The organism is Edwardsiella tarda ATCC 15947 = NBRC 105688, from assembly GCF_003113495.2.
Classification (GTDB): domain Bacteria; phylum Pseudomonadota; class Gammaproteobacteria; order Enterobacterales; family Enterobacteriaceae; genus Edwardsiella; species Edwardsiella tarda.
Genome location: NZ_CP084506.1, coordinates 3,266,427 through 3,291,109 on the forward strand (window position 1 = coordinate 3,266,427; position 24,683 = coordinate 3,291,109).

General features: G+C 57.3%; 20 protein-coding genes, 1 tRNA gene and 1 pseudogene. 10 read left to right on the forward strand and 12 right to left on the reverse strand.

Translation table 11 applies throughout. The features are described 5' to 3' along the window. The first annotated feature begins 1 nt into the window (after position 1). The 4 genes from DCL27_RS15170 to hemW all read left to right on the forward strand — a co-directional run bounded on the left by DCL27_RS15170 (position 2) and on the right by hemW (position 2,645). The gene (locus tag DCL27_RS15170) at positions 2–556 is read left to right on the forward strand and encodes a YggT family protein (RefSeq protein ID WP_005296070.1); all 555 of its coding nucleotides are present in this window, start codon (positions 2–4) and stop codon (positions 554–556) included. Continuing rightward, positions 553–843 carry a DUF167 family protein YggU gene (gene yggU / locus DCL27_RS15175; RefSeq protein WP_005280969.1) on the forward strand — a complete coding sequence of 97 codons (291 nt, stop codon included), beginning with the start codon at positions 553–555 and terminating at the stop codon, positions 841–843. The genes DCL27_RS15170 and yggU overlap by 4 nt, the downstream gene beginning before the upstream one ends. 85 nt (positions 844–928) lie before the next feature. Further along, positions 929–1,522 carry an XTP/dITP diphosphatase gene (locus DCL27_RS15180; protein WP_035596148.1) on the forward strand — a complete coding sequence of 198 codons (594 nt, stop codon included), beginning with the start codon at positions 929–931 and terminating at the stop codon, positions 1,520–1,522. Next, entirely contained in the window at positions 1,515–2,645 is a 1,131-nt protein-coding gene (gene hemW / locus DCL27_RS15185) for a radical SAM family heme chaperone HemW (protein ID WP_035596151.1), read from the forward strand. Before DCL27_RS15180 ends, hemW begins: the two co-directional genes overlap by 8 nt. Before the next feature lie 49 nt (positions 2,646–2,694). On the opposite strand, the gene DCL27_RS15190 is transcribed toward hemW, so the two are convergent. From DCL27_RS15190 to trmB, 5 genes are all read right to left on the reverse strand, one after another. Further along, positions 2,695–4,323, reverse strand: a complete 1,629-nt coding sequence (locus tag DCL27_RS15190) for an ABC transporter substrate-binding protein (RefSeq protein WP_050979553.1) — start codon at positions 4,321–4,323, stop codon at positions 2,695–2,697. A gap of 126 nt (positions 4,324–4,449) precedes the next feature. Then, positions 4,450–5,178, reverse strand: a complete 729-nt coding sequence (locus DCL27_RS15195) for a DUF2884 family protein (RefSeq protein WP_005296078.1) — start codon at positions 5,176–5,178, stop codon at positions 4,450–4,452. A 10-nt stretch (positions 5,179–5,188) separates the two neighbouring features. Continuing rightward, entirely contained in the window at positions 5,189–6,115 is a 927-nt protein-coding gene (gene glsB / locus DCL27_RS15200) for a glutaminase B (protein ID WP_005280952.1), read from the reverse strand. Positions 6,116–6,313: 198 nt separating this feature from the next. Then, on the reverse strand, positions 6,314–6,640 hold the full coding sequence (locus DCL27_RS15205) for a YggL family protein (RefSeq protein WP_005280949.1): 327 nt from the start codon (positions 6,638–6,640) through the stop codon (positions 6,314–6,316). After that, complete coding sequence (trmB, locus tag DCL27_RS15210) at positions 6,640–7,356, reverse strand: tRNA (guanosine(46)-N7)-methyltransferase TrmB (protein ID WP_035594129.1); 717 nt, start codon at positions 7,354–7,356, stop codon at positions 6,640–6,642. The genes DCL27_RS15205 and trmB overlap by 1 nt, the downstream gene beginning before the upstream one ends. A 265-nt stretch (positions 7,357–7,621) precedes the next feature. Between trmB and mutY the strand changes: the two genes are divergently transcribed. Genes mutY through mltC form a run of 3 tightly spaced genes read left to right on the forward strand, consistent with a single transcriptional unit; the run spans position 7,622 to position 10,112 of the window. After that, positions 7,622–8,710: an A/G-specific adenine glycosylase gene (gene mutY / locus DCL27_RS15215; protein WP_005280944.1), complete on the forward strand. Its 1,089-nt coding sequence runs from the start codon at positions 7,622–7,624 to the stop codon at positions 8,708–8,710. 2 nt (positions 8,711–8,712) lie between these two features. After that, entirely contained in the window at positions 8,713–8,985 is a 273-nt protein-coding gene (locus DCL27_RS15220; RefSeq protein ID WP_005280942.1) for an oxidative damage protection protein, read from the forward strand. 47 nt (positions 8,986–9,032) lie between these two features. Beyond that, on the forward strand, positions 9,033–10,112 hold the full coding sequence (mltC, locus tag DCL27_RS15225; RefSeq protein ID WP_035594126.1) for a membrane-bound lytic murein transglycosylase MltC: 1,080 nt from the start codon (positions 9,033–9,035) through the stop codon (positions 10,110–10,112). Between the two features lie 10 nt (positions 10,113–10,122). Here the strand turns inward: mltC and nikR are convergent, their stop codons facing one another. The 4 genes from nikR to speFL form a co-directional block, all read right to left on the reverse strand. Next, positions 10,123–10,572 carry a nickel-responsive transcriptional regulator NikR gene (gene nikR / locus DCL27_RS15230; protein ID WP_035596153.1) on the reverse strand — a complete coding sequence of 150 codons (450 nt, stop codon included), beginning with the start codon at positions 10,570–10,572 and terminating at the stop codon, positions 10,123–10,125. 127 nt (positions 10,573–10,699) lie between these two features. After that, positions 10,700–12,019 carry a putrescine-ornithine antiporter gene (gene potE, locus DCL27_RS15235; protein WP_005296088.1) on the reverse strand — a complete coding sequence of 440 codons (1,320 nt, stop codon included), beginning with the start codon at positions 12,017–12,019 and terminating at the stop codon, positions 10,700–10,702. A 94-nt stretch (positions 12,020–12,113) separates the two neighbouring features. Further along, complete coding sequence (gene speF / locus DCL27_RS15240; RefSeq protein ID WP_097364200.1) at positions 12,114–14,276, reverse strand: ornithine decarboxylase SpeF; 2,163 nt, start codon at positions 14,274–14,276, stop codon at positions 12,114–12,116. A 305-nt stretch (positions 14,277–14,581) separates the two neighbouring features. Then, complete coding sequence (gene speFL, locus DCL27_RS15245) at positions 14,582–14,686, reverse strand: leader peptide SpeFL (protein WP_109579252.1); 105 nt, start codon at positions 14,684–14,686, stop codon at positions 14,582–14,584. A 511-nt stretch (positions 14,687–15,197) separates the two neighbouring features. Between speFL and DCL27_RS15250 the strand changes: the two genes are divergently transcribed. After that, positions 15,198–15,273 (forward strand) — tRNA-Phe (locus tag DCL27_RS15250). A gap of 188 nt (positions 15,274–15,461) precedes the next feature. On the opposite strand, the pseudogene murP reads toward DCL27_RS15250, so the two are convergent. The 3 genes and pseudogenes from murP to DCL27_RS15265 all read right to left on the reverse strand — a co-directional run. Beyond that, a pseudogene (gene murP / locus DCL27_RS15255) lies at positions 15,462–15,791 on the reverse strand (PTS N-acetylmuramic acid transporter subunit IIBC); the annotation flags it as partial. Positions 15,792–15,824: 33 nt separating this feature from the next. Beyond that, a complete protein-coding gene (gene murQ, locus DCL27_RS15260; protein WP_035599015.1) occupies positions 15,825–16,727 on the reverse strand; it encodes an N-acetylmuramic acid 6-phosphate etherase in 903 nt (300 codons plus the stop codon). A 231-nt stretch (positions 16,728–16,958) separates the two neighbouring features. Beyond that, entirely contained in the window at positions 16,959–18,413 is a 1,455-nt protein-coding gene (locus DCL27_RS15265) for an anion permease (RefSeq protein WP_228594443.1), read from the reverse strand. A 1,173-nt stretch (positions 18,414–19,586) separates the two neighbouring features. Here DCL27_RS15265 and DCL27_RS15270 point away from each other — a divergent pair. After that, entirely contained in the window at positions 19,587–20,969 is a 1,383-nt protein-coding gene (locus DCL27_RS15270; protein ID WP_035599017.1) for a NarK family nitrate/nitrite MFS transporter, read from the forward strand. A gap of 18 nt (positions 20,970–20,987) precedes the next feature. Further along, entirely contained in the window at positions 20,988–24,659 is a 3,672-nt protein-coding gene (locus tag DCL27_RS15275) for a nitrate reductase subunit alpha (protein ID WP_228594444.1), read from the forward strand. Positions 24,660–24,683: the final 24 nt, after the last annotated feature.

The window sequence follows — 24,683 nt, forward strand, 5'->3', positions numbered from 1 at the left end:
CATGCTAACACTGACGTTTCTGGTCAAAACCCTGCTCGATCTGTATGTCATGGTGCTGCTATTGCGTATCTGGATGCAGTGGGCACGTAGCGACTTCTACAACCCGCTCTCGCAGTTTATCGTCAAGCTGACCCAACCGGTGGTCGCACCGCTGCGTCGCATCCTGCCGCCGCTGGGGCCGATCGACTCCGCCTCGCTGCTGTTGGCGTTCATCCTGATGACCGTCAAATACCCGCTACTGTTACTGATCCAGAGCGGTTCGCTCTCCCTCAGTCCCTATAACCTACTCTTTGGCCTGATCTCGGTGGTCAAGTCCGCCGGTTATCTGGTGTTCTGGGTGATCATCATCCGCTCCATCATGAGCTGGATAAGCCAGGGGCGCAGCCCGATGGACTATGTACTCTATCAACTGACCGAGCCGATGATGGCGCCGATCCGCCGCATCATCCCGGCGATGGGTGGGCTAGACTTCTCCGCCATGGTGGTGATTCTGGTGCTCTATCTGCTCAACTATTTGGGCATCGATCTATTCGGCCAGCTGTGGTTCCTGCTGTGAGTGCAGTCAGTCGAGCAGGCGATGACTGGATCCTGCGGCTGTATATTCAGCCCAAGGCCAGTCGCGATCAGATCGTCGGCCTGCATGGTGAAGAGTTGAAGGTGGCGATCACCGCACCGCCGGTCGATGGTCAGGCTAACGCTCACCTGATAAAATTCATCGCCAAACAGTTTCGTGTCGCCAAGAGCCTAATCACCATCGAGAAGGGGGAATTGGGGCGCCATAAACAGCTGCGCATCCACCAGCCGCAACAGATCCCCGACGTGGTGGCGGCAGCGCTCGAATAACGGCGGGAAACACCCTCGCCGCACACTGATACGACACAACGGCAGGCCCTATCGGCCTGCCGTTGTCCTCAATAGGATCCGAATCATGCAACAAGTGGTACTCGCCACCGGTAACGCCGGTAAAGTCCGTGAACTGGCCTCCCTGCTGGCCGACTTTGGCCTGGACATCGTTGCCCAGAGCGAATTGGGCATCGACAGTGCCGAAGAGACCGGGCTGACCTTTATCGAAAACGCCATCCTCAAGGCTCGCCATGCCGCTCGCCAGAGCGGATTACCGGCGATCGCCGACGACTCTGGCCTGGCCGTCGATGCGCTCGGCGGCGCGCCAGGGATCTACTCCGCTCGTTATGCCGGTGAGGAGGCCAACGATGCGGCCAACATGGAAAAATTGCTGCATGCCCTGCGTGACGTCCCCACCGGCCAGCGCCAGGCTCGCTTCCACTGTGTACTGGTCTATCTGCGCCACGCCGACGATCCGACCCCGCTGGTATGCCACGGCGTCTGGCAGGGCGAGATCGCCACGGCACCCTGTGGCGAAGGCGGCTTCGGCTACGATCCCCTCTTCTTCATCCCGGCGCTGGGCTGCACCGCGGCGCAACTGAGCCGCGAGCAAAAGCGCGCCATTTCACACCGAGGCCAGGCACTGCAACAGCTATTGGATCTGATGCGCCATGCTTAAGCTGCCGCCGCTCAGCCTGTATATCCATATTCCCTGGTGCGTACAGAAGTGCCCCTACTGTGACTTCAACTCCCATGCGCAGAAGGGCGAGATCCCACAACAGGCTTATGTCGACCACCTGCTGGCCGATCTGGATCAGGAGTTGCCGCGCGTCGCCGGGCGCCCCCTGAGCACCCTCTTCATCGGTGGTGGCACGCCTAGCTTGTTCAGCGGTGAGGCGTTGCAACGGCTGTTGGATGGCGTCCGTGCTCGCCTGCCGTTGGCAGCCGATGCCGAGATCACCATGGAGGCGAATCCGGGCACCGTAGAGGCCGAGCGTTTCAGTGCCTACCAACGCGCCGGGGTCAACCGCATCTCCATCGGGGTGCAAAGCTTCAGTGCCGACAAACTCCAACGCCTGGGACGCATCCATGGCCCCCAAGAGGCCATCGCCGCCGCGCAACTCGCATCAAGCCTAGGATTACGGAGTTTTAACCTGGATCTGATGCATGGCCTGCCACAGCAGAGTCAGCAGGAGGCACTAGACGATCTACGCCAAGCCATCGCCCTGAATCCGCCACATCTCTCGTGGTATCAGCTCACCATCGAGCCGAATACCCTATTCGGTTCACGCCCGCCGCGCCTGCCGGATGACGATGCCCTGTGGGAGATCTTCGAGCAGGGCGACCGCCTGCTACGGGCCAACGGCTACCAGCAATACGAAACGTCGGCCTACGCCTTAGCGGGACGCCAGTGCCAGCATAACCTCAATTACTGGCGCTTCGGCGATTACCTCGGCATCGGTTGCGGGGCTCACGGCAAACTGACCTTCGTCGACGGACGCATTGAGCGGCGCGCCAAGACGCGCCATCCGCGTGGCTATATGCAGGGAAACTACCTGGATCAGCAGCAACAGGTAACGTTAGCGGATCGCCCGTTCGAGTTCTTCATGAATCGCTTCCGTCTACTGGAGCCGGCGCCGCGCGCCGACTTTACCGCCTACACCGGGGTGGACGAGGCGACCATCCGCCCGCAGTTGGAGGCGGCGCTAGCGCAGGGCTACATCAGTGAAAGCCCCAGCCACTGGCAGATCACGCCACACGGCAAGCTGTTCCTTAACTCGCTGCTGGAGCTGTTCCTCTAACCCCGGCCCTCCTACGGCGCCCTCGTCACTGCAAGGGCGCCGCGTGGCCTCAATGGGCGCGGATATACATGTCCTTGGTGTAGATATAGTCCATATTGCCGGGATTAAACCCGCCGACATAGGGCTTCACTAACCGTACGCTGACGTAGTGATAGAGTGGAATCGTGGGAACATCCTCGGCCAGGATGGCCTCGGCCTGTTGGAACAACTGCTGGCGCTCCGCCTGATCCTGACTGGCCACCGCCTGCGTCAACAAGGCATCGAAACGGGGATTGCTGTACTTCGGCGTATTGTTGCTGTCACCGCTACGAAAACCACTCAACATCGCCGCCGGATCGTCATAGTCGGCGATCCAAGAGGTCCGAACCAGCTCGAAGTCGCCATTGCGCATGGTATCCAGCAGGGATTTCCACTCCTGATTATTCAACTTAGCCTCGACCCCCAGATTCTTCTTCCACATCGAGGCGGCGGCGATGGCGATACGCTGATGTCCCTCGGAGGTGTTATACAGCAACGAGAAACTCAGCGGATTAGCGGGCCCGAATCCTGCCTCGGCCAGCAACGCCTTGGCTCGCTCAAAACGCTTCTCACGCGGCCAACTGGCGTAATCTGGGCCATGGAACGTCATGCCACCGATATGCTCGGCGCTGAGCAACCAGGCGGGGCGCTGCCCTTGGCCGAGCACCTTCTCCGCGATGACATCCTTGTCCAGCCCCAGATTCAGGGCCAGGCGCACCCGCGCATCATCGAAGGGTGCCTTACGGGTATTGAAGTGGTAATAGTAGGTACCGAGCTTGGGGAAGATCTGGATCTCATCGCCCAACTCCTTGCGCAGGGCGGCGAACTGCGGACTCGGGATGCTGCTAATGTCGAGTTCCCCGGCGCGATAACGGTTAAAACCAGCCGTCTCCGAGGCGATCGGCAGATAGGTGACCCGATCGATGACTGTGTGGGCATCATCCCAGTAACGCGGGTTGCGAACTCCGCTCACGCGCTCGTTAACGATCCAATCGCCGAGGGTATAGGCGCCATTGCCCACAAAGTTGCCTGGCTGGGTCCACTTGTCGCCATAACGGGCGATCACCCGCGCGTTGAGCGGCACCAGCGTCGGATGCACCACCATCGGCAGGAAGGTGGACAACGGCTGCACCAAGGTGACGCGCAACGTGCGCGCATCCGGTGCCGCGACGCCTAATGCGCTGGGCGGCAGCTTGCCCTCTTGAATCTCACTAGCGTTCTCCACCCCCATATTGACCAAGTAGGTGCCGTAGGGCGAGGCGGTGGCCGGGTCGATCAGCCGCTGCCAACTAAATACCAGATCCTGCGCCGTCAGCGCCTCACCGTTGGACCACTGCAGATCGGGGCGTAGCGAGAAGGTCCATATCCGCCCATCCTCGCTTTGCCAGCGCTCGGCCAACCCGGGACGCAGCTTCCCCTCGCCATCGAGGGTCAACAGCCCCTCGAAGAAGTCACGGATGATGTTGAACTCCACATCGCTCTCCGACTTGTGTGGGTCGAGGGAGGCGGGCTCGCTACCATTATTACGCGTCAATACCTGATTCACCGCCAGCGCCTCCCCCGCAGGCACCACGGCGGCGTATGAAACTGTAGGGAGAGCCAGTCCAATCGCAAGCATAAAAAAGCCATATCTAAACAATGAATTATATTTAATTTTCATATAGTTACCCTCCATGGTCGATGTGGGTAACATTAAAACAGCAAAGCAAGACAGATGGCAGGGCAAAAGATGGCACAAAAAAACCCGGCACACGGGCCGGGTCATATTCTGTGGCGTGGATCACCGTTAGGAGGCAGGCAACGCCTTCAGCAAGGCCTTACGCTGGCTGTCCAGCGACTGCACACGCTCACAAGCCTGCTGACCGAAGGCTCGTAGGTCGTTATCCTGCTTATCCCACTCGCTACGGATGGCCTGTTGCAGGCCGCCGAGATTGCCCAACACCGCCTGCAACGGATTATCCGACTTGCCGGCTTGCAGCAATCCCTTAGCCCCCATCTCATTGATGCTATCTTGTAATACGCCACCCAGTGTCTGATTCACCAACGTCTGCCCCTCTTTCTCCACTTGCGCTATCGCCTGGTGATGGAAGGCGTAACCATCGCTGCGTTTCTCCAACACCCGGTTCATCTGTGCCTTGAGCTGGGTATCCAGCGTCGCCAGGCGTTGACGCACATGGCTGTCGCTGCCCAACTGCTCGACGATGATGTTATCTAGCGCGCCACGAGCACGATCCAGGCGGGTCTGAATCCCCTGATCGATCCACGGCACGTCGCGCCGAATATCACGCTGGAGCGTCTCGGCCTGGCGACGGGCATCGGCGCTCAACGCCAACGGATGACCATCGCGGGTCACCGCGCCATCGCGAGCAATTTGTAGGTTGCCGCTGGCGCCGACGATCTGCACCTGTTGTGCACCGATAATAATGTCATCCTGCGGTTTGACCTGGCATTGCCAAGCGGCCTGCGCCTGTGTCGCCGCCAGCAACAGCAGCAGGGAACATCCCCATTTACCCATCATGACCTCGTTAAAATATTGAACGGCCAAGGCGCTGGGCTAAACACTCCAACGCTGCGACTCCGGCCAATGAATTACCACAGCCATCCAGCTGTGGACTCCAGACGGCGATACTCATCTCGCGCGGTACCACGGCGATGATGCCGCCACCGACCCCCGACTTACCGGGCATGCCGACGCGATAAGCGAACTCCCCCGCCCCATCATACAGCCCACTGGTCACCATCAGCGCATTGATCTGGCGCGCCTGACGCTCACCGATCATCGGCGTGTCGAGTCCCAGGGCGCGTCCCCGATTGGCAAGATAAACAAAAGTACGCGCCAGTTCCATACAGTTCATTCTTAAAGCACAGTAGTGGAAGTAATTGTGCAGCACGGTGATCACGTCGTTATCAAAGTTGCCGAACGACTTCATCAGGTAGGCGATGGCCGCGTTACGATCGGAGTGCTCGAACTCGGATCGGGCGACTCGCGCGTCGTAGCAGATATCATCGCTACCGCTCAGCCCGCGCACCACCTCCAACATGCGCTGACGCGGCGCGCTAAGACGGGTCTGCAACATGTCACACACCACCAGCGCTCCGGCGTTAATAAAGGGGTTACGCGGCTTACCCTGCTCCAGCTCCAGCTGTACCAGCGAATTAAACGGCTGACCAGAGGGCTCCTTGCCAACCCGTTGCCAGATCTCCGCCTCGCTGTAGCGGTGCATCGCCAGCGTCAGGCTTAATACCTTGGAGATCGATTGGATGGAGAAACGCTCGGCGGCATCGCCGGCAGAAAATAGTTGCCCATCGACGGTGCACACCGCAATCCCCAACCTATCCGCCGGGACCTCGGCCAAGGCCGGAATATAATCGGCTACTCGTCCTCGGCCCAGTAATGGGCGGACCTGATCCAAGATCTCGGCTAAGAGTTGATCGCTTAATTCAGTTTGCATGGCGAGACTATCGACTCCACGGGGCACAGACCGTGCCATCACGCTTAAGGTTACTACAGACGCGCTCTCCTCGACGAGGCCGTGTGCGCCCAGGCCGACAGGGTTAGGGTTGGGGGCGGGGCGACAGGAGAACCTCAGAGAGAACGAAATACAGAAGGGATAGGGCGCCACCGCATGGGCGGCGCCGGTGCGAGGGCGTTATTCCCACCACACATCAAACAGGTCGCTGACTACCACGTCCAGCATCCCTTGGCCTTCCAGCCAACCCTTGATCAGTTGACGCTGCTCATCGCTGCATCGACCGATCTGTTGCAGGCAGATCAACCCTTCCCAGCGCAGGTAGCCGCTGCCGTCAAAGGCCAACCCCTGCGGTTCGATCACTTCATCGATCAGGCGATCGAGTACGGCATCGACCGTCTCAACCGGCGTACCCTCGGCAAAACGCCAACTGACGCTAAAGCCCACTTCCTGAAACTCGTCAATGTGCAGCTTTTTGCGCAGACGACGACTACGATTTTTCGCCATTACTCTACCCTCTCAAACATCAGGTCCCAGTTGCCATGCCCCAGACGCTGACCGCGCAGTTCAAACTTAGTGACCGGACGCGAGTCAGGACGTGGGACATAGGTATTATCGTCGGACAGGTTGCGATAGCCCGGCGCATGATTCATTACTTCCAGCATATGCTCGGCATAGTTTTCCCAGTCGGTCGCCATGTGGAACACGCCACCGACCTTCAGCTTGCCACGGATGCGCTCGGCGAAAGCGGGCTGCACGATACGGCGCTTATGATGGCGCGCCTTATGCCACGGATCGGGGAAAAACAGCTGCACCATATCCAGCGAGGCGTCGGGGATCATCCGCTCTAACACCTCGACGGCATCGTGACACATCACGCGCAGGTTATTCACCCCCGCCTCATGCGCCGACGCCAGGCAGGCGCCCACGCCCGGCGAATGCACCTCAATACCGAGGAAGTCGCGCTCCGGGTGTTGCTCTGCCATGGTGACCAGCGAGGCCCCCATGCCGAAACCGATCTCCAACACCACCGGCGCCTGACGGCCGAACAGTGTCGGCAGATCCAGCGCTTCGGGCGTAAACTCGACACCCATCAGCGGCCAGTACTGTTCTAACGCCAGTTGCTGCCCTTTGGTCAGGCGCCCCTGACGGCGTACAAAGCTACGAATCCGGCGTATGGCACGGCCGTTTTCATCAAATTCCGCTGTGATCACTTCATTCATGTCGTGTTTCATCTACCTGGATAGTCAAAGTCAGGGCATTATGCAAAGTTACCCCATTTACACAAGCGCTGATTTTACCAGCAACCCACAGACTACGGGGAAAATCGCGCTATCTATAGTAAAATTTTATAATACGCCTCGTTCATCTAACGCGCCCATCGCGTGCGGCCGCTCGCCAAGATCCGGTTTACAGCTTGCTCCGGCTGTGCTGCAATCCAGTCCCGCGCTGCGGCGCAACCGAATAGAGTGAGGACATGACTGGTTTATGATGCAGGCGCAACCCTTCGCCCAGGCCGTTCTAGCCTGGTATGCACGCTTCGGGCGTAAGACCCTGCCGTGGCAAAATCCTAAGACGCCCTATCGGGTATGGCTCTCCGAGGTGATGCTACAACAGACCCAGGTCGCAACGGTTCTCCCCTATTTCCAACGCTTTATTCAACGCTTCCCCGACGTGCAGGCCTTGGCCGAAGCGCCGTTAGACGAGGTGCTACACCTGTGGACCGGGCTGGGCTACTATGCCCGCGCACGCAACCTGCACAAGGCGGCCCAAACCATTGTCGCCCAGTACGGCGGCGAGTTTCCTCGTGAGTTCGATCAGGTAGCCGCCCTGCCGGGGATTGGTCGTTCCACCGCCGGGGCGATCCTCTCTTTGTCGCTCGGCCAGCATCATCCGATCTTGGACGGCAACGTCAAGCGGGTGCTGGCACGCTGCTATGCCGTCGCCGGTTGGCCGGGGAAGAAAGAGGTCGAAAAGCGCCTATGGCAACTGAGCGCTCAGGTGACACCGGCCGACGGTGTCAGTCAATTTAACCAGGCGATGATGGATCTGGGCGCCCTGGTCTGTACCCGTAGCCGTCCCAAATGCGAGTTGTGTCCGCTTAGCAGCGGCTGTCTAGCCTACGCCAACGGCGATTGGGCCGCCTACCCGGGGAAAAAACCCAAACAGACCCTACCGGAACGCCAAGCCTATCTGTTGCTGCTGCAACACGAAGGTCAGGTCTGGTTACAGCAGCGTCCAGCCAGCGGGCTGTGGGGAGGGCTATTCTGCTTTCCCCAGTTCGATAACGCGGCGGCGCTGCACGCGCACCTGCGCCAATTAGGGCAGGACCCCGCGGCGGCGCAAGTCCTGACCGCATTTCGCCACACGTTTAGCCATTTTCATTTGGATATCATCCCGGTATGGTCGCACTATGCTCCGGCAGCGGCCTGCATGGATGACGGTGCGGGACTCTGGTATAACTTAGCGCAGCCACCCTCCGTAGGGCTGGCGGCACCTACCGAGCGCCTTTTACAGCAACTACCGCTACAGCCGACGGTCAAGGACCGTGACGCTGATACGCAGCATGAGGAGTAAGCATGAGTAGAACCGTGTTTTGTACTTTCTTGAATCGTGAAGCCGAGGGGCTAGATTTTCAGAGCTATCCCGGCGATCTGGGTAAGCGCATCTATGACCATATCTCCAAGGAGGCGTGGGGGCAGTGGATGGCCAAACAGACCATGCTGATCAATGAGAAAAAATTGAATATGATGAACCCGGACGACCGCAGTCTATTGGCGCGGGAAATGGAGAAGTTCCTGTTCGAAGGCCACGACGTCCACATCGAAGGCTATACGCCGCCGAGTCAGTAAAACCGGGCGCAGATGCGCCCTGATGTCATTCAGATATGGCTGTTACCATGAAGAAAGTCCTTGCGCTGGCGTTAATCGCCCCGTTGCTGATCTCGTGCTCCAGCAAGAAGCCCGAGCGCGACACCGAAGAATATATTAAAGATACCAACGGGTTTGATATTCTGATGGGGCAGTTCGCCCACAACATCGAGAATATCTGGGGGATTAACGAGGTGTTGATCGCCGGTCCCAAGGACTATGTGAAGTATAGCGATCAGTATCTGACCCGTAGCCACATCAACTTTGAGACCGGTCAGATCACCATCGAGACCATCGCCACCCTCGATCCAACGGAAAGCCTGCGCCAGGCCATCGTCACCACCCTGTTGATGGGCGATGATCCTAGCGCCATCGACCTCTATTCTGATGCGAACGACATCAAGCCAAGCCGCGAACCGTTCCTCTACGGCCAGGTGCTGGACAATACCGGGCAGCCGATTCGCTGGTCTGGGCGGGCCAATAACTTTGCCAACTACCTGCTGCAGAACAAGCTGATGAAACGCAGCTCTGGGCTGCATGTGATCTACTCAGTGACCATTCAGCTGGTGCCTAACCACCTGGATAAACGTGCGCACAAGTACCTGGGCATGATACGCCGCGCCTCCGAACGTTATGGCGTCGACGAATCGCTGATCTTGGCGATCATGCAGACCGAATCTAGCTTCAACCCCTACGCCGTCAGCCGCTCCGACGCACTGGGATTGATGCAGGTGATGCAACATACCGCCGGTAAGGATGTCTTCGTCTCGAAAGGCAAATGGGGCACGCCAAGTCGCAGCTACCTGTTCGATCCGGAGAAAAACATCGACACCGGTACCGCCTACCTGGCGATCTTGCAGAATAACTACCTGGGCGGCATTCAGAATCCGACCTCGCGTCGCTATGCGGTGATCACCGCCTACAACGGCGGGGCGGGCAGCGTGCTGCGTATCTTCTCCAGTGACAAGGGGCAGGCGGTCAACATCATCAACCAGATGTCGCCCGGTGACGTATATGAGGCGTTGACCCAGCGCCACCCCTCAGCGGAGTCGCGCCGTTATCTATACAAGGTCAACAACACACAGAAGAACTACCGCCGTATCCGCTGAGGAAACGACGTCACTCATGCGCGTGGTGGTGAGGGTGAGCGTGGTCATGCCCCTCGCCCTCATCCCCCGGCACCACCACCAGTTTGCCGTGGCGCACCCCGCGCTCGGCGATCACCTGCTCGGCGAAACGCGTGACCTCGGTACCCGCCCCTTTTAACAGCGAGACCTCCAGACAACTACCGTGATCCAGATGGACATGCAGGCTAGCCAGGGAAAGATCGTGGTGATCATGGAAGGTACGCGTTAAGCGTTTCGAGAGCTCGCGCGATTCATGATCGTAGACATAGAACAACGCCGCCACGCAATTGGCGCTCTGCGTCGGCACATCCGTCATACTCTGTAGCCCGGCGCGTGCCAGATCGCGGATCGCCTCAGAGCGATTCTGGTAGTTACGCGCCTTGATGATGGCGTCGATCTCTGCCATCAGATCGTCGTCGAGAGAGAGGGTTACGCGTTGCATCATTCTGCTCCTGTCACGGGTTAATGGGGTGCAGTATGACAAAGATTCGACCATGAAAAAACCGGCGCACAGTGCGTGACGCCGGTTGTTCGTTCTCCACAGGGTACGATGGAGCCAATCGCGCCGATTATGCCTGCTTATCACGCATCTCGAAGCGCGGCGAGACAAAGCCATACAGCGTCCAACCGAGGAAGGTGGCGATCGCCCCCCACATCATCGCCTGCTCGCCGGAGGCGTAGAGCGCGTAGAAGCTATATAAGGCACCGACCAGCGCCAAGATGTTGGGCAAGCGTGCCTTGGCCGGATCGATCCCCGCGATACGCTGAATGATCATCAACGCCGCCATCGACAAGATATAAGGGATCAGATTGGTCACCACCGCCAAGTTGACCAGCACGTTGAACTGCGCATTCAACGATGGGCTGATGGTCATCAGCGACAGGATCGTCTGGATCGTCACGATGGTCAGCATCCCCTTCACCGGCGCGCCAGACTGGGTGATCTTACGGAAGATCCCCGGGAAGTAACCCTCATCGGCAGAGGACTTGAACACCTGGGCGATGGTGAACTGCCAGCCCAACAACGAGCCACAACATGACATCACCATCAACGCCATGATGATCTTACCGACGGTCGGGTTAAACATCTGGGCGAAGGCCATGCCGAATGGGGCGGTAGAGTTGGCCAGATCCATGTTCGGCACGATCCCGGCGATCACGTTAGTGGAGACGATGTAAATCACCGCCGCCCCCAGCGTACCGCCAAGCACCGCGATCGGTACGTTCCGTTCCGGGTTCTCCACCACATCGGTGTTGGCGCAGGCGGACTCCAGCCCCAAGAAGGCCCACAGGGTCATGGCGATGGAGGAGCCGATGGCCTCGAAAGTCGGATAATGGTGCGGGTTCCAGGAGCCGATATACAGCGAAGGACTAAACCAGAACCAGCCGATGAGGGAGATCCCGACCACCGGGATGATCACCCCCCACACCGTCACGCTGCTGATACGCCCGGTGATGCGCGCCCCGCCGAAGTTAGCGGCGGTACACAGCCACAACACCCCGATAGTCGCCAGGCAGATCCCCAGCGGACTCAGCGTCGCGCCGATCAGCTCCGTACCGTAGCCGACGGCGGAGATGGCGATGGCCACGTTGGCGATCAGGAGGGAGACGCCGTAGGTGTAGTTGGCCATGAAGTTGCCGGACTTGCCGAAGGCGTACTCGGCGTAGCCCCCCATCCCACCCGACTTGCGACTGTACATACCGCACTTGGCGAAGGCATAAGCCAGGGCCATCGAACCGAGGGCCGTCACCAGCCAGGAGACGATGGAGATGGTGCCCACCTCCGCCAGTTTGGTCGGCAGCATGATGATCCCTGATCCCATCATATTGACCGCCGTCAGGATGGTGAGCTGCACCACACCCATTTTATTGCCACTAGAGGTACTCATAATCACACACTCTCTCTAGCGCGCGAGAAGCCTCGACTCCCCGCGACGCATCGTTAGTGGAAAAATCACTTAGCCCAGTTGATCGCTGGCCGTTTTAGGGTTTGATGACATAGCCGTAGGCACGGGTGCGACCATCGGCATCCTGCTGGAGGTAGACCCCCTGCAGTTCCGGGGCGAAGCCGGGCAGCAGGTTGATGCCCTCTTCCAACGCCAGGAAGTAGCGCTGTACCGCGCCACCCCAGATCTCGCCCGGGACGACACACAACACCCCCGGCGGGTAGGGCAGCGCCCCTTCCGCCGCGATGCGCCCCTCGATCTGCGCCAGCGCCACCAGCTCGACCTCGCCGCGCACGAAGGCGATGTTAGCCTGCTGCGGGTTCATCGCCACACGTGGGAAGTGCGCCTTACGGAACATCTCCTTCTGCAACTGCTTCACGTCGTGGCTGACATACAGGTCATGCATCTCCTGGCACAGTTGGCGCAGGGTGTAGCCCCGGTAACGGGCTTCATGGGCCTGGTAGAGCGAAGGCAGGACCTCGGCCAGCGGGGCGTCTTGCTCCAGCAGGCGTTCGAAGCGGGCGATCTGCGCCACCAGGTGCTGCATCTTGGCCAGATCCTCCGCCGGGGTGAGCAGGAACAGGATCGAGTTAAGGTCGCACTTCTCCGGCACGATGCCGTTTTCCCGCAGGAAGTTGGCCAGGATGGTGGCCGGCACCCCAAAGGCCTGGTATTCGCCGCTCTTGGCGTCGATGCCGGGCGTGGTCAGCATCAGCTTGCAGGGATCGACGAAATACTGGTGCGCGGCATAGCCGTCGAAGGCATGCCAGCGCTCACCGGGGATGAAGTCGAAGAAGCGCAGATCGTTGGCCATCTCCTCGGTGTCGAACGATTCCCACGGGCGGCCATCGACCGTCTCCGGGACGAAGGGGCGGATATGGTGGCAGGTTTGCAGCAGCAGCTTGCGCGTCTCGATCCCGAGGCGTACGCACTCCATCCACATGCGTTTCCCGCTCTCCCCGGCATGCATGCGCGCGTTGACATCCAGGGCGGCGAACAGTGGGTAGAACGGGCTGGTGGAGGCGTGCATCATGAAGGCGTTATTCAGCCGTTTATGGTTGACGTAGCGCGCCTGTCCCTTGATGTGGCGGTCTTTCTTGTGGATCTGCGAGGTCTGGGAGAAGCCGGCCTGCTGCTTGTGAACCGACTGGGTGACCAGGATCCCCGGATCGTTCTCGTTCAGCTCCAGCAGCAGCGGCGAGCACTCTTTCATCATCGGAATAAACTGCTCGTAGCCGACCCAGGCGGAGTCGAACAGGATGTAGTCGCACAGGTGACCTATCTTGTCGACCACCTGGCGGGCGTTGTAGATGGTGCCGTCGTAGGTGCCGAGCTGGATCACCGCCAGGCGGAACGGTCGCCGCTCGCCAGCCCGCTCCGGTGCCACTTCACGCACCAGGTCGCGCAGGTAGTTCTCGTCAAAGCAGTGTGCGTCGATGCCCCCAATAAAACCGAACGGGTTGCGTGCGGTCTCCAGGTAGACCGGCGTGGCGCCGGCCTGAATCAATGCGCCGTGGTGGTTAGATTTATGATTATTACGGTCGAACAGCACCAGATCACCGGGCGTTAATAGGGCGTTGAGCACCACCTTGTTGGAGGAGGAGGTGCCGTTGAGCACGAAGTAGGTTTTGTCGGCGTTGAACACCTGGGCGGCGTGCTGCTGAGCGGCGCAAGGCGCCCCCTCATGGATCAGCAGATCGCCCATCGAGACGTCGGCGTTACACAGGTCGGAGCGGAACAGGGTCTCCCCGAAGTAGTCGAAGAATTGGCGACCGCTGGGATGACGGCGGAAGAACTGGCCGCCTTGGTGCCCCGGGCAGTCGAAGGCGGCGTTGCCCTGTTGAACATAAGCCTTGAGGCTGCCAAAAAAGGGCGGCAACAGGGCGGCCTCATATTTCTGCGCGGCACTTTCCAATTGTTTGCCATAGAAATCTTGGTTGCCATCGTCGCAGGTAAATACCCCGGCGAGGCGTGGCAAATAATCGGCGGGTAGGCTCTCATCGTTGTGTAGCGCGGCGAAGACCGGCAAGCCGAAGGCACTCTGTTCGATCTTGTCTAACTCACCGGCGAGGATATCGGCGACGGAGAGGACCACTGCCGCGACCTCGCAGAGGTCACTATTATTTAGCGCCACAATAGGACGCATGGTATGGAAACAGTCCATAGCGTTATGGCTAGAGGCAATTTTTAAATTTGACATATTATTCATTCTCATTGATTTATTTTAGACAAAATAACCCTCTGGATTTAAATTTCATTAAATCCATCAACCGCTATATTTTCTTATGGCAATATCAGCCCGTGATGATTTTATGATGACAAATCACCGGCAGGGAAAAACGCCATAAACGATAGCCCGAAGTAAGCTACCAATGACATACATTTATCGTGGATTATCAATAATAAGCTGTAGGTATACCCTTCCCGAGGATACGCTCCCCGCGGGTATAGCAACAGATTAAGACATGACATGCCGCGATAACGGATGTCATGAAAGAGGGAGAGTTATCTAGCGTTAAAGAGATGAAAATCAAAACAGCTGCGGTGCGCCATCATCATCAGATGGGTTACCCGCCGGATATGCGGCCAAAACCGATTATTATTTTCCATTTTTATTTCCTCTTTCCTCGGAAACTAAACTTATTGTAATGGTTCATTCTGCCGCTACCGTGATATATATCACTAATGATTAGCCAGCATAGCAGCGACTTAATCTAGCCAAGGCATAAAAACGCATAGTAATGCACCACTCTATAGCCGCGGATTTAGCGTGAAAGAAGAATTACAATCATGCTATTTATCTCAAAGACAATTATTATTGTCTAGCGCCCCCAGTGTTATTTAAATTACATTAACAAATTAAACAAAAAGCCAACAAAAGAACAGTGATTAAAAATACATTTATTATGGATAAATAAGCAAAAACATAATTTGGTATTTATGAGAGTTATGTGATCGATATCACAGCAATGCCTATCATTACGTAGGATCCCCCTACTCTACTGCCATCCTGCATAGCATCGATCATGGGCAGCGGCTCGTGCAAGAAATAGGCACTCAGGCGCTATGGCGTGAAATAACGTTGACGCCAGCATGAGAATCGGGTTTAATGCGCTCCGTTGCCCGGATAGCTCAGTCGGTAGAGCAGGGGATTGAAAATCCCCGTGTCCTTGGTTCGATTCCGAGTCCGGGCACCACTTATTCAGAAAACCCTGCCTTATGGCGGGGTTTTTGCTTTTGGCGCTATCGGGTAGCACCATCCCTTGCTTAGCGTCAGCGCATCTATCTTTTCAGTCATCCATCGCTCAACTGACGGTGCTGGAGAAGATCATCTAACACCATGTAGAAGAGGCCCGCGCCTGGACAACATGAACGGCACACGGCGTCACGCTAACTCGATATCCTTGCAGCCAAAACACCACGTTATGATAAAACCGGCAAGGTAAGAGAGCCGTATGCTGGCGACATAAACGGCCATCCCCGCAAAGATACCTCATTGAGAGGTCATCAGGGGAATGGTGAGCAAACCGGAAGGGCCGAATACCGTATTCAAACCGACCGGTAGCCCCAGCCAGGCAACCCGGCCGATAAAGAAGCCCCCACCCGCCCCGCCCAAGCAGGCCGTCACGAATGGCTTAACGCACGATAAGGTCACGCCCTAGATCAGCGATTCGCCAATACCTAACCAACCGGGAAAGAGAGCACCTTTAATTTGATCGCTGTGGGGGTTTGGGCCTGGGTCATGATATTAGGTCCTCGACAAGGCCTGACGAATAAAGCCGTGATGCCGTGCCAACATCGCGCGGGCCTCCTCGGCTGATACGCCGCTCAGTAACATCAGAATGGCGGTCTTACAGTGACGATCACAGGCGTTGAGCGCCGCCTCGGCCTGATGTAAGTCACACTCCGTCGCCGCCATCACGATATTCACCTGGCGCTGGAGCAGCTTGGCGTTGGTCGCCGCCACATCCACCATCAAGTTACCGTACACCTTGCCACTACGGATCATCGCCCCGGTGGTGATCATATTCAGCACCAGCTTCTGTGCGGTTCCCGCCTTCATCCGCGAAGAGCCCGTCACCACCTCCGCGCCGACCACCGGCTCGATAGCAATATCGGCCGCTAGGCTCATCTCACTGCCGGGATTACAGACGATCGCCGCTACCGTCGCGCCTTGTTGCTTCGCGTATACCATGGCGCCCAACACATAAGGCGTACGTCCGCTGGCCGCGATACCCACCAACACATCCCGTGACGTAAAGTGAAGATCGCGGAGATCCTGCGCCCCCTGATCACGATCGTCTTCGGCGTTCTCCACCGCCGCCAGGATCGCCGGGTGACCTCCCGCGATCAGCCCCACCACCTGCTGCGCCGGCGTACCATAGGTAGGCGGACACTCACTGGCATCGAGGATGCCAAGGCGTCCCGACGTTCCAGCACCACAATAGATCAGGCGACCGCCCTGAGCGAAGGCCTCGACCACCTTATCCACCAACTCGGCTACCTGCGGTAGGGTTGCCTCGACCGCTGGTGCGACCCGCTGGTCCTCCGCATTGATCACGCGCAACATCGCCAAGGTAGACAGGGTATCGATCGCCGCACTGGCCGGGTTGCGACTCTCCGTCACCATCTGGTTTAAATTAATCTTCATCGACACGCTCATAGAAATTCGTCATGACGTTAGGGTATGGAACATTTTATGCCTTCAAAGTGAGAATAATCACGGAAAATCATCCCAAGACAGACAGGAGTAGAGAGCGGAAGGGAGTAAAAAATATATTTATCATCAATGTATTACTAAAATAGTTTGGCGGCCTCATTACGCAAGATGGCCCCCCAACGGGAGGCCATCCATAGTACGCTCAGGGAAATGAGAGCTCACTCAACGGTAGAGATAATTTATCCACGGTAAGCAGATAAACAGGTAGGCCAACAGGTTCACCAAGCCAAAGATGGCCCCCAGGCGCCAGAAGTCTTTCGAGGGCAGATAGCCGCTGCCGAAGTAGATCGGGCTGGGACCGGTGCCGTAAGGGGTGATGATCCCCATGATGCCCAACGACAGGGACATCGCCAGAGAAAAGGCCATCATGTTGATACCATGAATATCCATCGCCGCCGCGATCATGACCGGGACCAAGGCCGTAGCATGCGCGGTAGTACTGGCAAAGAAATAGTGCAGCAGGTAGAAACACAGCAATAGCGAGACGCAGGCGACATCGACCGACATCCCATTCAGGTAATGAGAGATCAGTAACCCGAACCAATGAACAAAGCCGACGGCAGAGAGGCCCGAGGCCAATGAGACTAACGTACCGAACCAGAACAGGGTATTCCAGGCGGCTTTATTCCCGATCACGTCATCCCAGGTGATCACGTTACTCACCAGCATCAGCGCGATGACGAACAAGGCCGCAATGGCGGAATTGATAAAGCCGGAACCGAACACCCACATCAGCAAGGCAAGAACCACGAATACCAGTAGGAGTTTCTCGCGCCGTGACAACCCCCCCAGGTTTGCCAGCTCTTGTTTCGCCCATTTAGGGACTTCATCATTCACCTTCACCTCCGGCGTATACAGCCAATAGCCGAGCAACGGTGTCAGTAGCCACAGCACAATACCGCACGGTAAGAAGGCGATAAACCAGCTTCCCCACGAGATCTGTAGGCCCGTCATCTGATTGATCAGTGCACTGGATAGTAAGTTTGGCGCGAGGGCGGAGAGGAACATCGAGCTGGTCACACAGGTAATCGAGATGGAGACCCACATCAAGTAGGAACCGATACGCCGCGCACTGGGATCGTTCGGCTTGGAGTCATAGAGTGGGGGGAGATTACTGATCACCGGATAGATGGCCCCAGCGCTACGTGCCGTGTTCGACGGCGTAAAGGGAGCCAGAACCAGATCGGCGATGGCGATGGCATAACCCAGCGTCAGCGAGCGACGCCCCAGCGACTTAACCAACATCAAGGAGATACGGCGTCCCAGTCCCGTCTTCTCATACCCTAAGGCAAACATAAAGGCGCTGAAAATCAACCATACCGTGGAGTTCGAGAATCCGGAAACCGCCCACTTAAAGGCCGCCGAAGTCGCATGGAAGTGTGCCGCTGTCAGCTGTTCCGGGGAGAACAACACCCAGCGGCCCAATCCCGCAATAATCACCACGGCGATTAAGCCAATCACCGCGCCGGGTAACGGCTCTAGAATCAACCCCACGATCGAGCCGATAAAAATCGCAAAATAGAGCCAGGCGTGATGACTCAGCCCCGCCGGGGCGGGGAGACAAGCCAGTGCCGCCCCAACCACAAAAGGTATCAATAACAAATAACCTTTTTTCATACTAAACCTCAGCGAAAAAAATAAATAACAGCATTACGCCAATAATGACGAACAGGATGCTAGCGCCATTAGCCCCACGTGTAGCGGCAGACGCGGATCGATAGCGATCAACCACGCTGGCGCGCTCACATCATTTCTCCCTAATGACGTTATGGCAGATAATATGGCTAGCAATTTCACGATTACCCTAAATAGGGTGTATCTCGCCATATCCTATAGCGCCAATCTGTGGTCTTCCGCCATAGCGGTGCTTACACGCCGAATCGACGTCAATAAATAACCATGAGTGACGCAGGATAATAGCCACTCACCGCACCAGGTGTGCCGTGAGATAAATAGATAACAAAGCTATTCAAGAATAATATGAGGGCCATGCACCCCCAACATCGATACATATTTCAACAACAGACTAGCTGTATCAATGCGAGAAATAGTGTGAGGCTATTTCTAATCTATTACATTACTCTCGACCATAATGACAGTCAGAAAATATTTGTAAGTAAATCGCCATCTCTGTATCGCTTTATCATCAAGTGAATACTTGCATACAACTAAATAGGCGCTATGACGCGGCTAAGGCCGTGCTAATGAACCAAATGGACCAAGTCACCAAGACCGACTCAGCGGCCTCGATCGTCTCTCCTCCTCATATTTGAGATGTTACGCAGAAGCTACCGACGCAGTGACTCCCCCTCTCGCCTCCCAAATCTATTGCTGATTATTTGTATTTCTACTTTCTTTACCAACTCGCAGGAATGCATATCTTGATCCGTTGGTGCGGAAAGAAATCCTGCCACACTGAGGGTAAAAATGTCACTATCAGCCCATAATAAGAAAAGTATTTAGTTTATTTAAATGGATGGCTAAATATTCTCATAATGGAATCACTAAGTTAGCCATTTAGCGAAAAATCTTAGTGAGACAGAAACACGCTCCTTAAGTGGCAAAAGCAAAAAATAACAATCGTCACCACTGGCTAATTCTGTCATTTATACTATTTAGTAAGTTGGCAACGTTTTGTAATTAGCGAAGTAACGCGATATTGTAAAAAGGAAAAGTCAGCGACTAACAAACTGATAACATTAACGGTGGCGAGCACTATTTTATCAGCTCACCGTTGGTTATGTGGCCTCGCAGACAAAATGCATCATCGATATATAAAAAGGTGTCGATATGAGTAATCAAGCATTAGACCCAAAAAACTCGCGTGTGTTACAAAATTGGGATCCCGAAGACGACAACTTCTGGAAAACGACCGGGAGTGGCATCGCCAAACGCAATCTCTGGGTATCAGTATACTGCCTCGTGTTAGCGTTCTGTATCTGGATGGTATTCAGCTCCGTCGTTATTAAACTTAACCACATCGGATTTAACTTCACTACCAACCAGCTCTTCTGGTTAGCCGCCTTACCCTCTATCTCCGGCGCTATTCTGCGTATTCCCTTCTCCTTCGTCGTCCCGATCTTCGGCGGACGGCGCTGGACCACGCTCAGTACCGTGTTACTGCTGATCCCCAGCATCTGGCTGGGTCTCGCTATCCAAGATCCGCACACCTCCTTCTACTCCTTCGCCTGTATCGCCATCCTATGCGGTATCGGCGGTGGTAACTTCGCCTCCAGCATGGCGAATATCAGCTTCTTCTTTCCCAAACGGCTACAAGGTTACGGGCTGGGGATCAACGGCGGGTTAGGTGATGGTGGGATCGGGGTGGTCCAACTGTGCGTCCCGTTGGTCATCGGTTTCAGCTTGTTCGGTAGCCTAGGCGGCGCCCCACAGCAGGTCGACCACAGTACGGTCATCTGGCTGCAAAACGCCGCTTTCCTCTGGATCCCCTTTATCCTCGTTGGTTGCCTAGCCTCCTGGTTTATGATGAATGATATCGACGGGATGCAGTCTTCACTCTCTTCACAGTTCGTCATCCTGGGGAAAAAAGATACCTGGATCACCAGCCTGATTTACCTAGCGACCTTCGGCTCGTTTGTCGGCTTCTCCGCCGGTTTCGCCCTGTTGACCAAGACCCAATTCCCGGAAATCAACATCATCGACTACGCCTTCGTCGGGCCATTGCTGGGGGCAATCGCTCGCCCGATCGGCGGCAAGCTCTCCGATAAGTTCAGCGGCTACCGCATCACCCAAGTCGCCTTCCTCTTTATGATCGTGTTCAGCCTGCTGATCGTGCCAACCTTACCGGGTGAAAACGGTAACGGCTCCTTCATCCTGTTCTACATCGTGTTTATGGGGTTGTTCATCTTCACCAACCTCGGCAGTGGCTCCAGCTTCCAACTGATCTCACAGATCTTCCATCAGAAATCGGCGCAAGAGGCCCAGCAGCAAGGCATGCAGGGAAAACGCATCGACCAATATGCAGACGTGATGAGTTCGGCGGCGCTGGGCTTCACCTCCGCGATCGGTGCCTTCGGCGGCTTTATCATTCCTAAGGCGTTCGGTAGTGCCATCAGCCTGACACACTCCGTCCTATTGCCGCTGATCTGCTTCGCTGTGTTTTACCTGCTATGCATGATCGTCACCTGGCTCGCCTATGGACGGCACCATTAATCGCCTGGGGAAACTGACATGAGCACCTTTCTAAAAAAGATCCGCTATTTCACCGCCGGGAAACCCATCGCGGCTAACGCCCATGAGCTGTACATGCGGGATGACTCCGCCTGGGAGCAGAGTTACCGTAGCCGCTGGCAATACGACAAGGTGGTGCGCTCCACACATGGCGTCAACTGCACGGGCTCCTGTAGCTGGAAAATCTATGTCAAAAGCGGGCTAATCACCTGGGAGACGCAGTACACCGACTACCCGGAAACGCCCATCGATCTGCCTAACCATGAACCGCGTGGCTGCCCGCGCGGGGCCAGTTACTCCTGGTATATCTACAGCGCCAACCGGATTAAATACCCGCTGATGCGTCAGGCGCTGCGTGATTTGTGGCGTGAGCAACGGGCGCAACACCCAGATGCGGTCGATGCCTGGCAAGCCATTTTGGACGATCCTGAACTGGGGCAACGTTACAAGCGCGAGCGGGGTATGGGGGGACTGGTGCGTGTCTCTTGGCAAGAGGCCAACGAGCTGATCGCAGCGGCCAACATCGCCACCATCAAGCGCTTCGGCCCTGACCGCGTCGCTGGCTTTTCGCCGATCCCCGCTCATGCCATGTTGTCATTTGCCTCAGGCTCTCGTTACCTGTCGCTGATCGGCGGTACCTGCCTAAGCTTCTACGACTGGTACTGCGATCTGCCCCCCTCCTCACCACAAACCTGGGGGGAGCAGACCGACGTCCCAGAATCCGCCGACTGGTATAACGCCCAATATCTGGTGATGTGGGGTTCCAACGTCCCGCAAACCCGTACGCCAGACGCTCACTTTATGACCGAGGCGCGTTACAACGGTACCAAGGTCGTCGCCGTCAGCGCCGACTACGCAGAAAACTGCAAGTTTGCCGATGAATGGGTGGCGCCACGCGCCGGGAGCGATGCCGCCTTGGCCCTCGCCCTAGGACAGGTGATCCTACAGCAGTTCTATCTGCAGCAACCCTGCGACTACTTCATCAACTACGCCAAACGCTTCACCGACTTCCCGACACTGGTGATGCTCACCCCTTGTACTCAGCGGGAGAATAGCTACCGCTCGGGACGCTACCTGCGCGCCGCAGATCTGGCGCAATGGGCCGCACAACCGTTGGCCCAATGGAAGACGCTGGCGTTAGACCAAGGATCGCACCAGATCGTGTTGCCACGTGGCTCGGCGGGCTTCCGCTGGGATCGCAGCGGCCAATGGAACACGGCTCAGCAGGATGCGCTCAGCGGGGCGACGATCGATCCCCTGCTTAGCCTCGCCGAATTGGGCGAGGGCGAAGTCTGTATTGTGCAGCCCGATTTCAGCGCCCCGGCCGATCGGGACGCCTATACCTTGGGACGCGTCCCGGTACACTGGATCACCAATGCCGAGGGGGAACGTATCCCCGTCGCCACGGTCTTCGACCTGATGTTGGCGCACTATGGCCTTCGGCCCGCCGACGGCAGCGCGCCATCCGAGGATGCCCCCTGCTCCCCAGCCTGGGCTGAAGCCATTACCGGCGTACCACGCCAGCAGATCACCCGTCTAGCGCAAGAGTTTGCCAACAACGCCAGACTGACCCATGGCCGCTCGCTGATCATCGTCGGCGCGGGGATCAACCACTGGTTCCATAGCGACATGACCTACCGCAGCATCATCAACGTGCTGATGATGTGCGGCACCATCGGCGTCAATGGTGGCGGCTGGGCACACTATGTCGGCCAGGAGAAGCTACGACCGCTGGCCGGTTGGGCGCCGATCGCCCTCGGAGGGGACTGGCAAAGCCCCGCTCGACTGATGAACGGCACCTCCTTCTTCTATAATCACAGCAGTCAGTGGCGCTACGAAAACGTCGATGCCCACTCGTTGTTGTCTCCCCTGGCCGAGCGTGATCAGTTCCCCCATAGCCTGATCGACTTCAACGTCATCGCCGAACGTCTCGGCTGGCTACCCTCTTCACCCCAGTTGGATCGTAACCCGCTCACCCTGGCCGCCGAGGCGGCGGACGGCGACGTTAAGGCCTCGGTTGAACAGGCGCTGAAGGCGGGGACATTACATATCGCCAGCGAAGATCCCGATGCGCCGGGTAACTATCCTCGCGTACTATTCGTCTGGCGTGCCAACCTGCTCGGCTCCTCCAGCAAGGGACATGAGTACTTTCTCAAACATTTGCTGGGCACCCATCACGGGGTGATGGAGCAAGATCTGCAGGAGAAGGGACTCCCCTTACCGCAACAACTCACCTGGCGCGACAGCGTCGAAGGCAAGCTCGATCTGTTGGTTACCCTCGACTTCCGCATGTCGACCACCTGCCTCTATTCGGATGTGATCCTGCCGTCGGCGACCTGGTATGAGAAGGAAGATCTGAGCAGTACCGACATGCATCCCTATGTACACCCCTTTACTCGCGCCATCGACCCGATGTGGGAGGCTCGCGCCGACTGGGATATCTTCAAGGGGATCGCCCAACAGTTCTCCGTCCTCTGCTCCGGTCATCTGGGCAAGGAACGCGATGTGATGCTGACCCCGCTGCTGCACGACTCTCCGGCCGAACTGGGCCAGGCTTGTGGTGTTCGCGACTGGAAACGAGATCCGCAGGCCTTCATCGCCGGGAAGACCGCGCCCGCCATCAACGTCGTCGAGCGCGACTATCCGCAGACCTACTTCAAATATACCCATCTCGGCCCGGCGCTGGCGGCGCATGGCAATGGTGGCAAGGGGGCCCATTGGGATACTCAGCCAGAGATCGCGGAATTATGCGCCCGCCACGGTAGCGAGAGCCTGGAGGGGGTCGGCCCCTGTGCCAACATGCAAGATGCCACCCAGGCATTAGAGGCCATCCTCACCCTGGCTCCAGAGACCAACGGCCAGGTGGCCGATCGCGCCTGGCGTGATCTGGCGGCGAAGACCGGCCAGCCTGCCATCGCCGAGTTGGCGGCGGATAAGAAAGGGGTGCACTACCGCTTCGCCGATATCCAGCGCCAACCGGGGCGTGTGATCGCCAGTCCGCTGTGGTCCGGCATCGACAGCGATCAACATGCCTACACCGCCGGTAGCCTGAACATCACCCACGCGGTGCCATGGCGCACCCTAACCGGTCGTCAGCAGGCCTATCAAGATCATGCCTGGATGCAGGCGTTCGGCGAAAACTTCCCTTGTTATAAGCCACCGTTGGATACCCAGAGCTGCCGTAGCGTGCGGCAGCACAATGACAACGGCCAGCCGGAGCTGGTGTTGAACTTTGGCACGGCCCACCAGAAGTGGGGGATCCACTCTACCTATACCGATAACCAAATCATGCAGACCCTCTCGCGTGGGGGACCGCTGATCTGGATCAGCGAGCACGACGCACAACGCGCCAACATCGCCGACAACGACTGGGTCGAGCTGTTTAATGCCAACGGGGCCATGGTGGCGCGGGCGGTCGTCAGCCAGCGCATTCCCGCCGGGTTGGCGCTGATGTATCACGCGCAGGAGCGCACGCTGAACATGCCGCTCTCCGAGGTCACCGGCGAACGCGGGGGGATCCACAACTCCATCACCCGGATTTGCCCCAACCCGATCCATATGATCGGCGGCTATGCCCACCTGTCCTGGGGCTACAACTATTACGGCACCATCGGCTCCAACCGGGACGAGACGGTGATTATTCGCAAGCTCAGCCAGGTCGAGTGGGACTGATACCGATCGGGAAGAGGGAGAAAA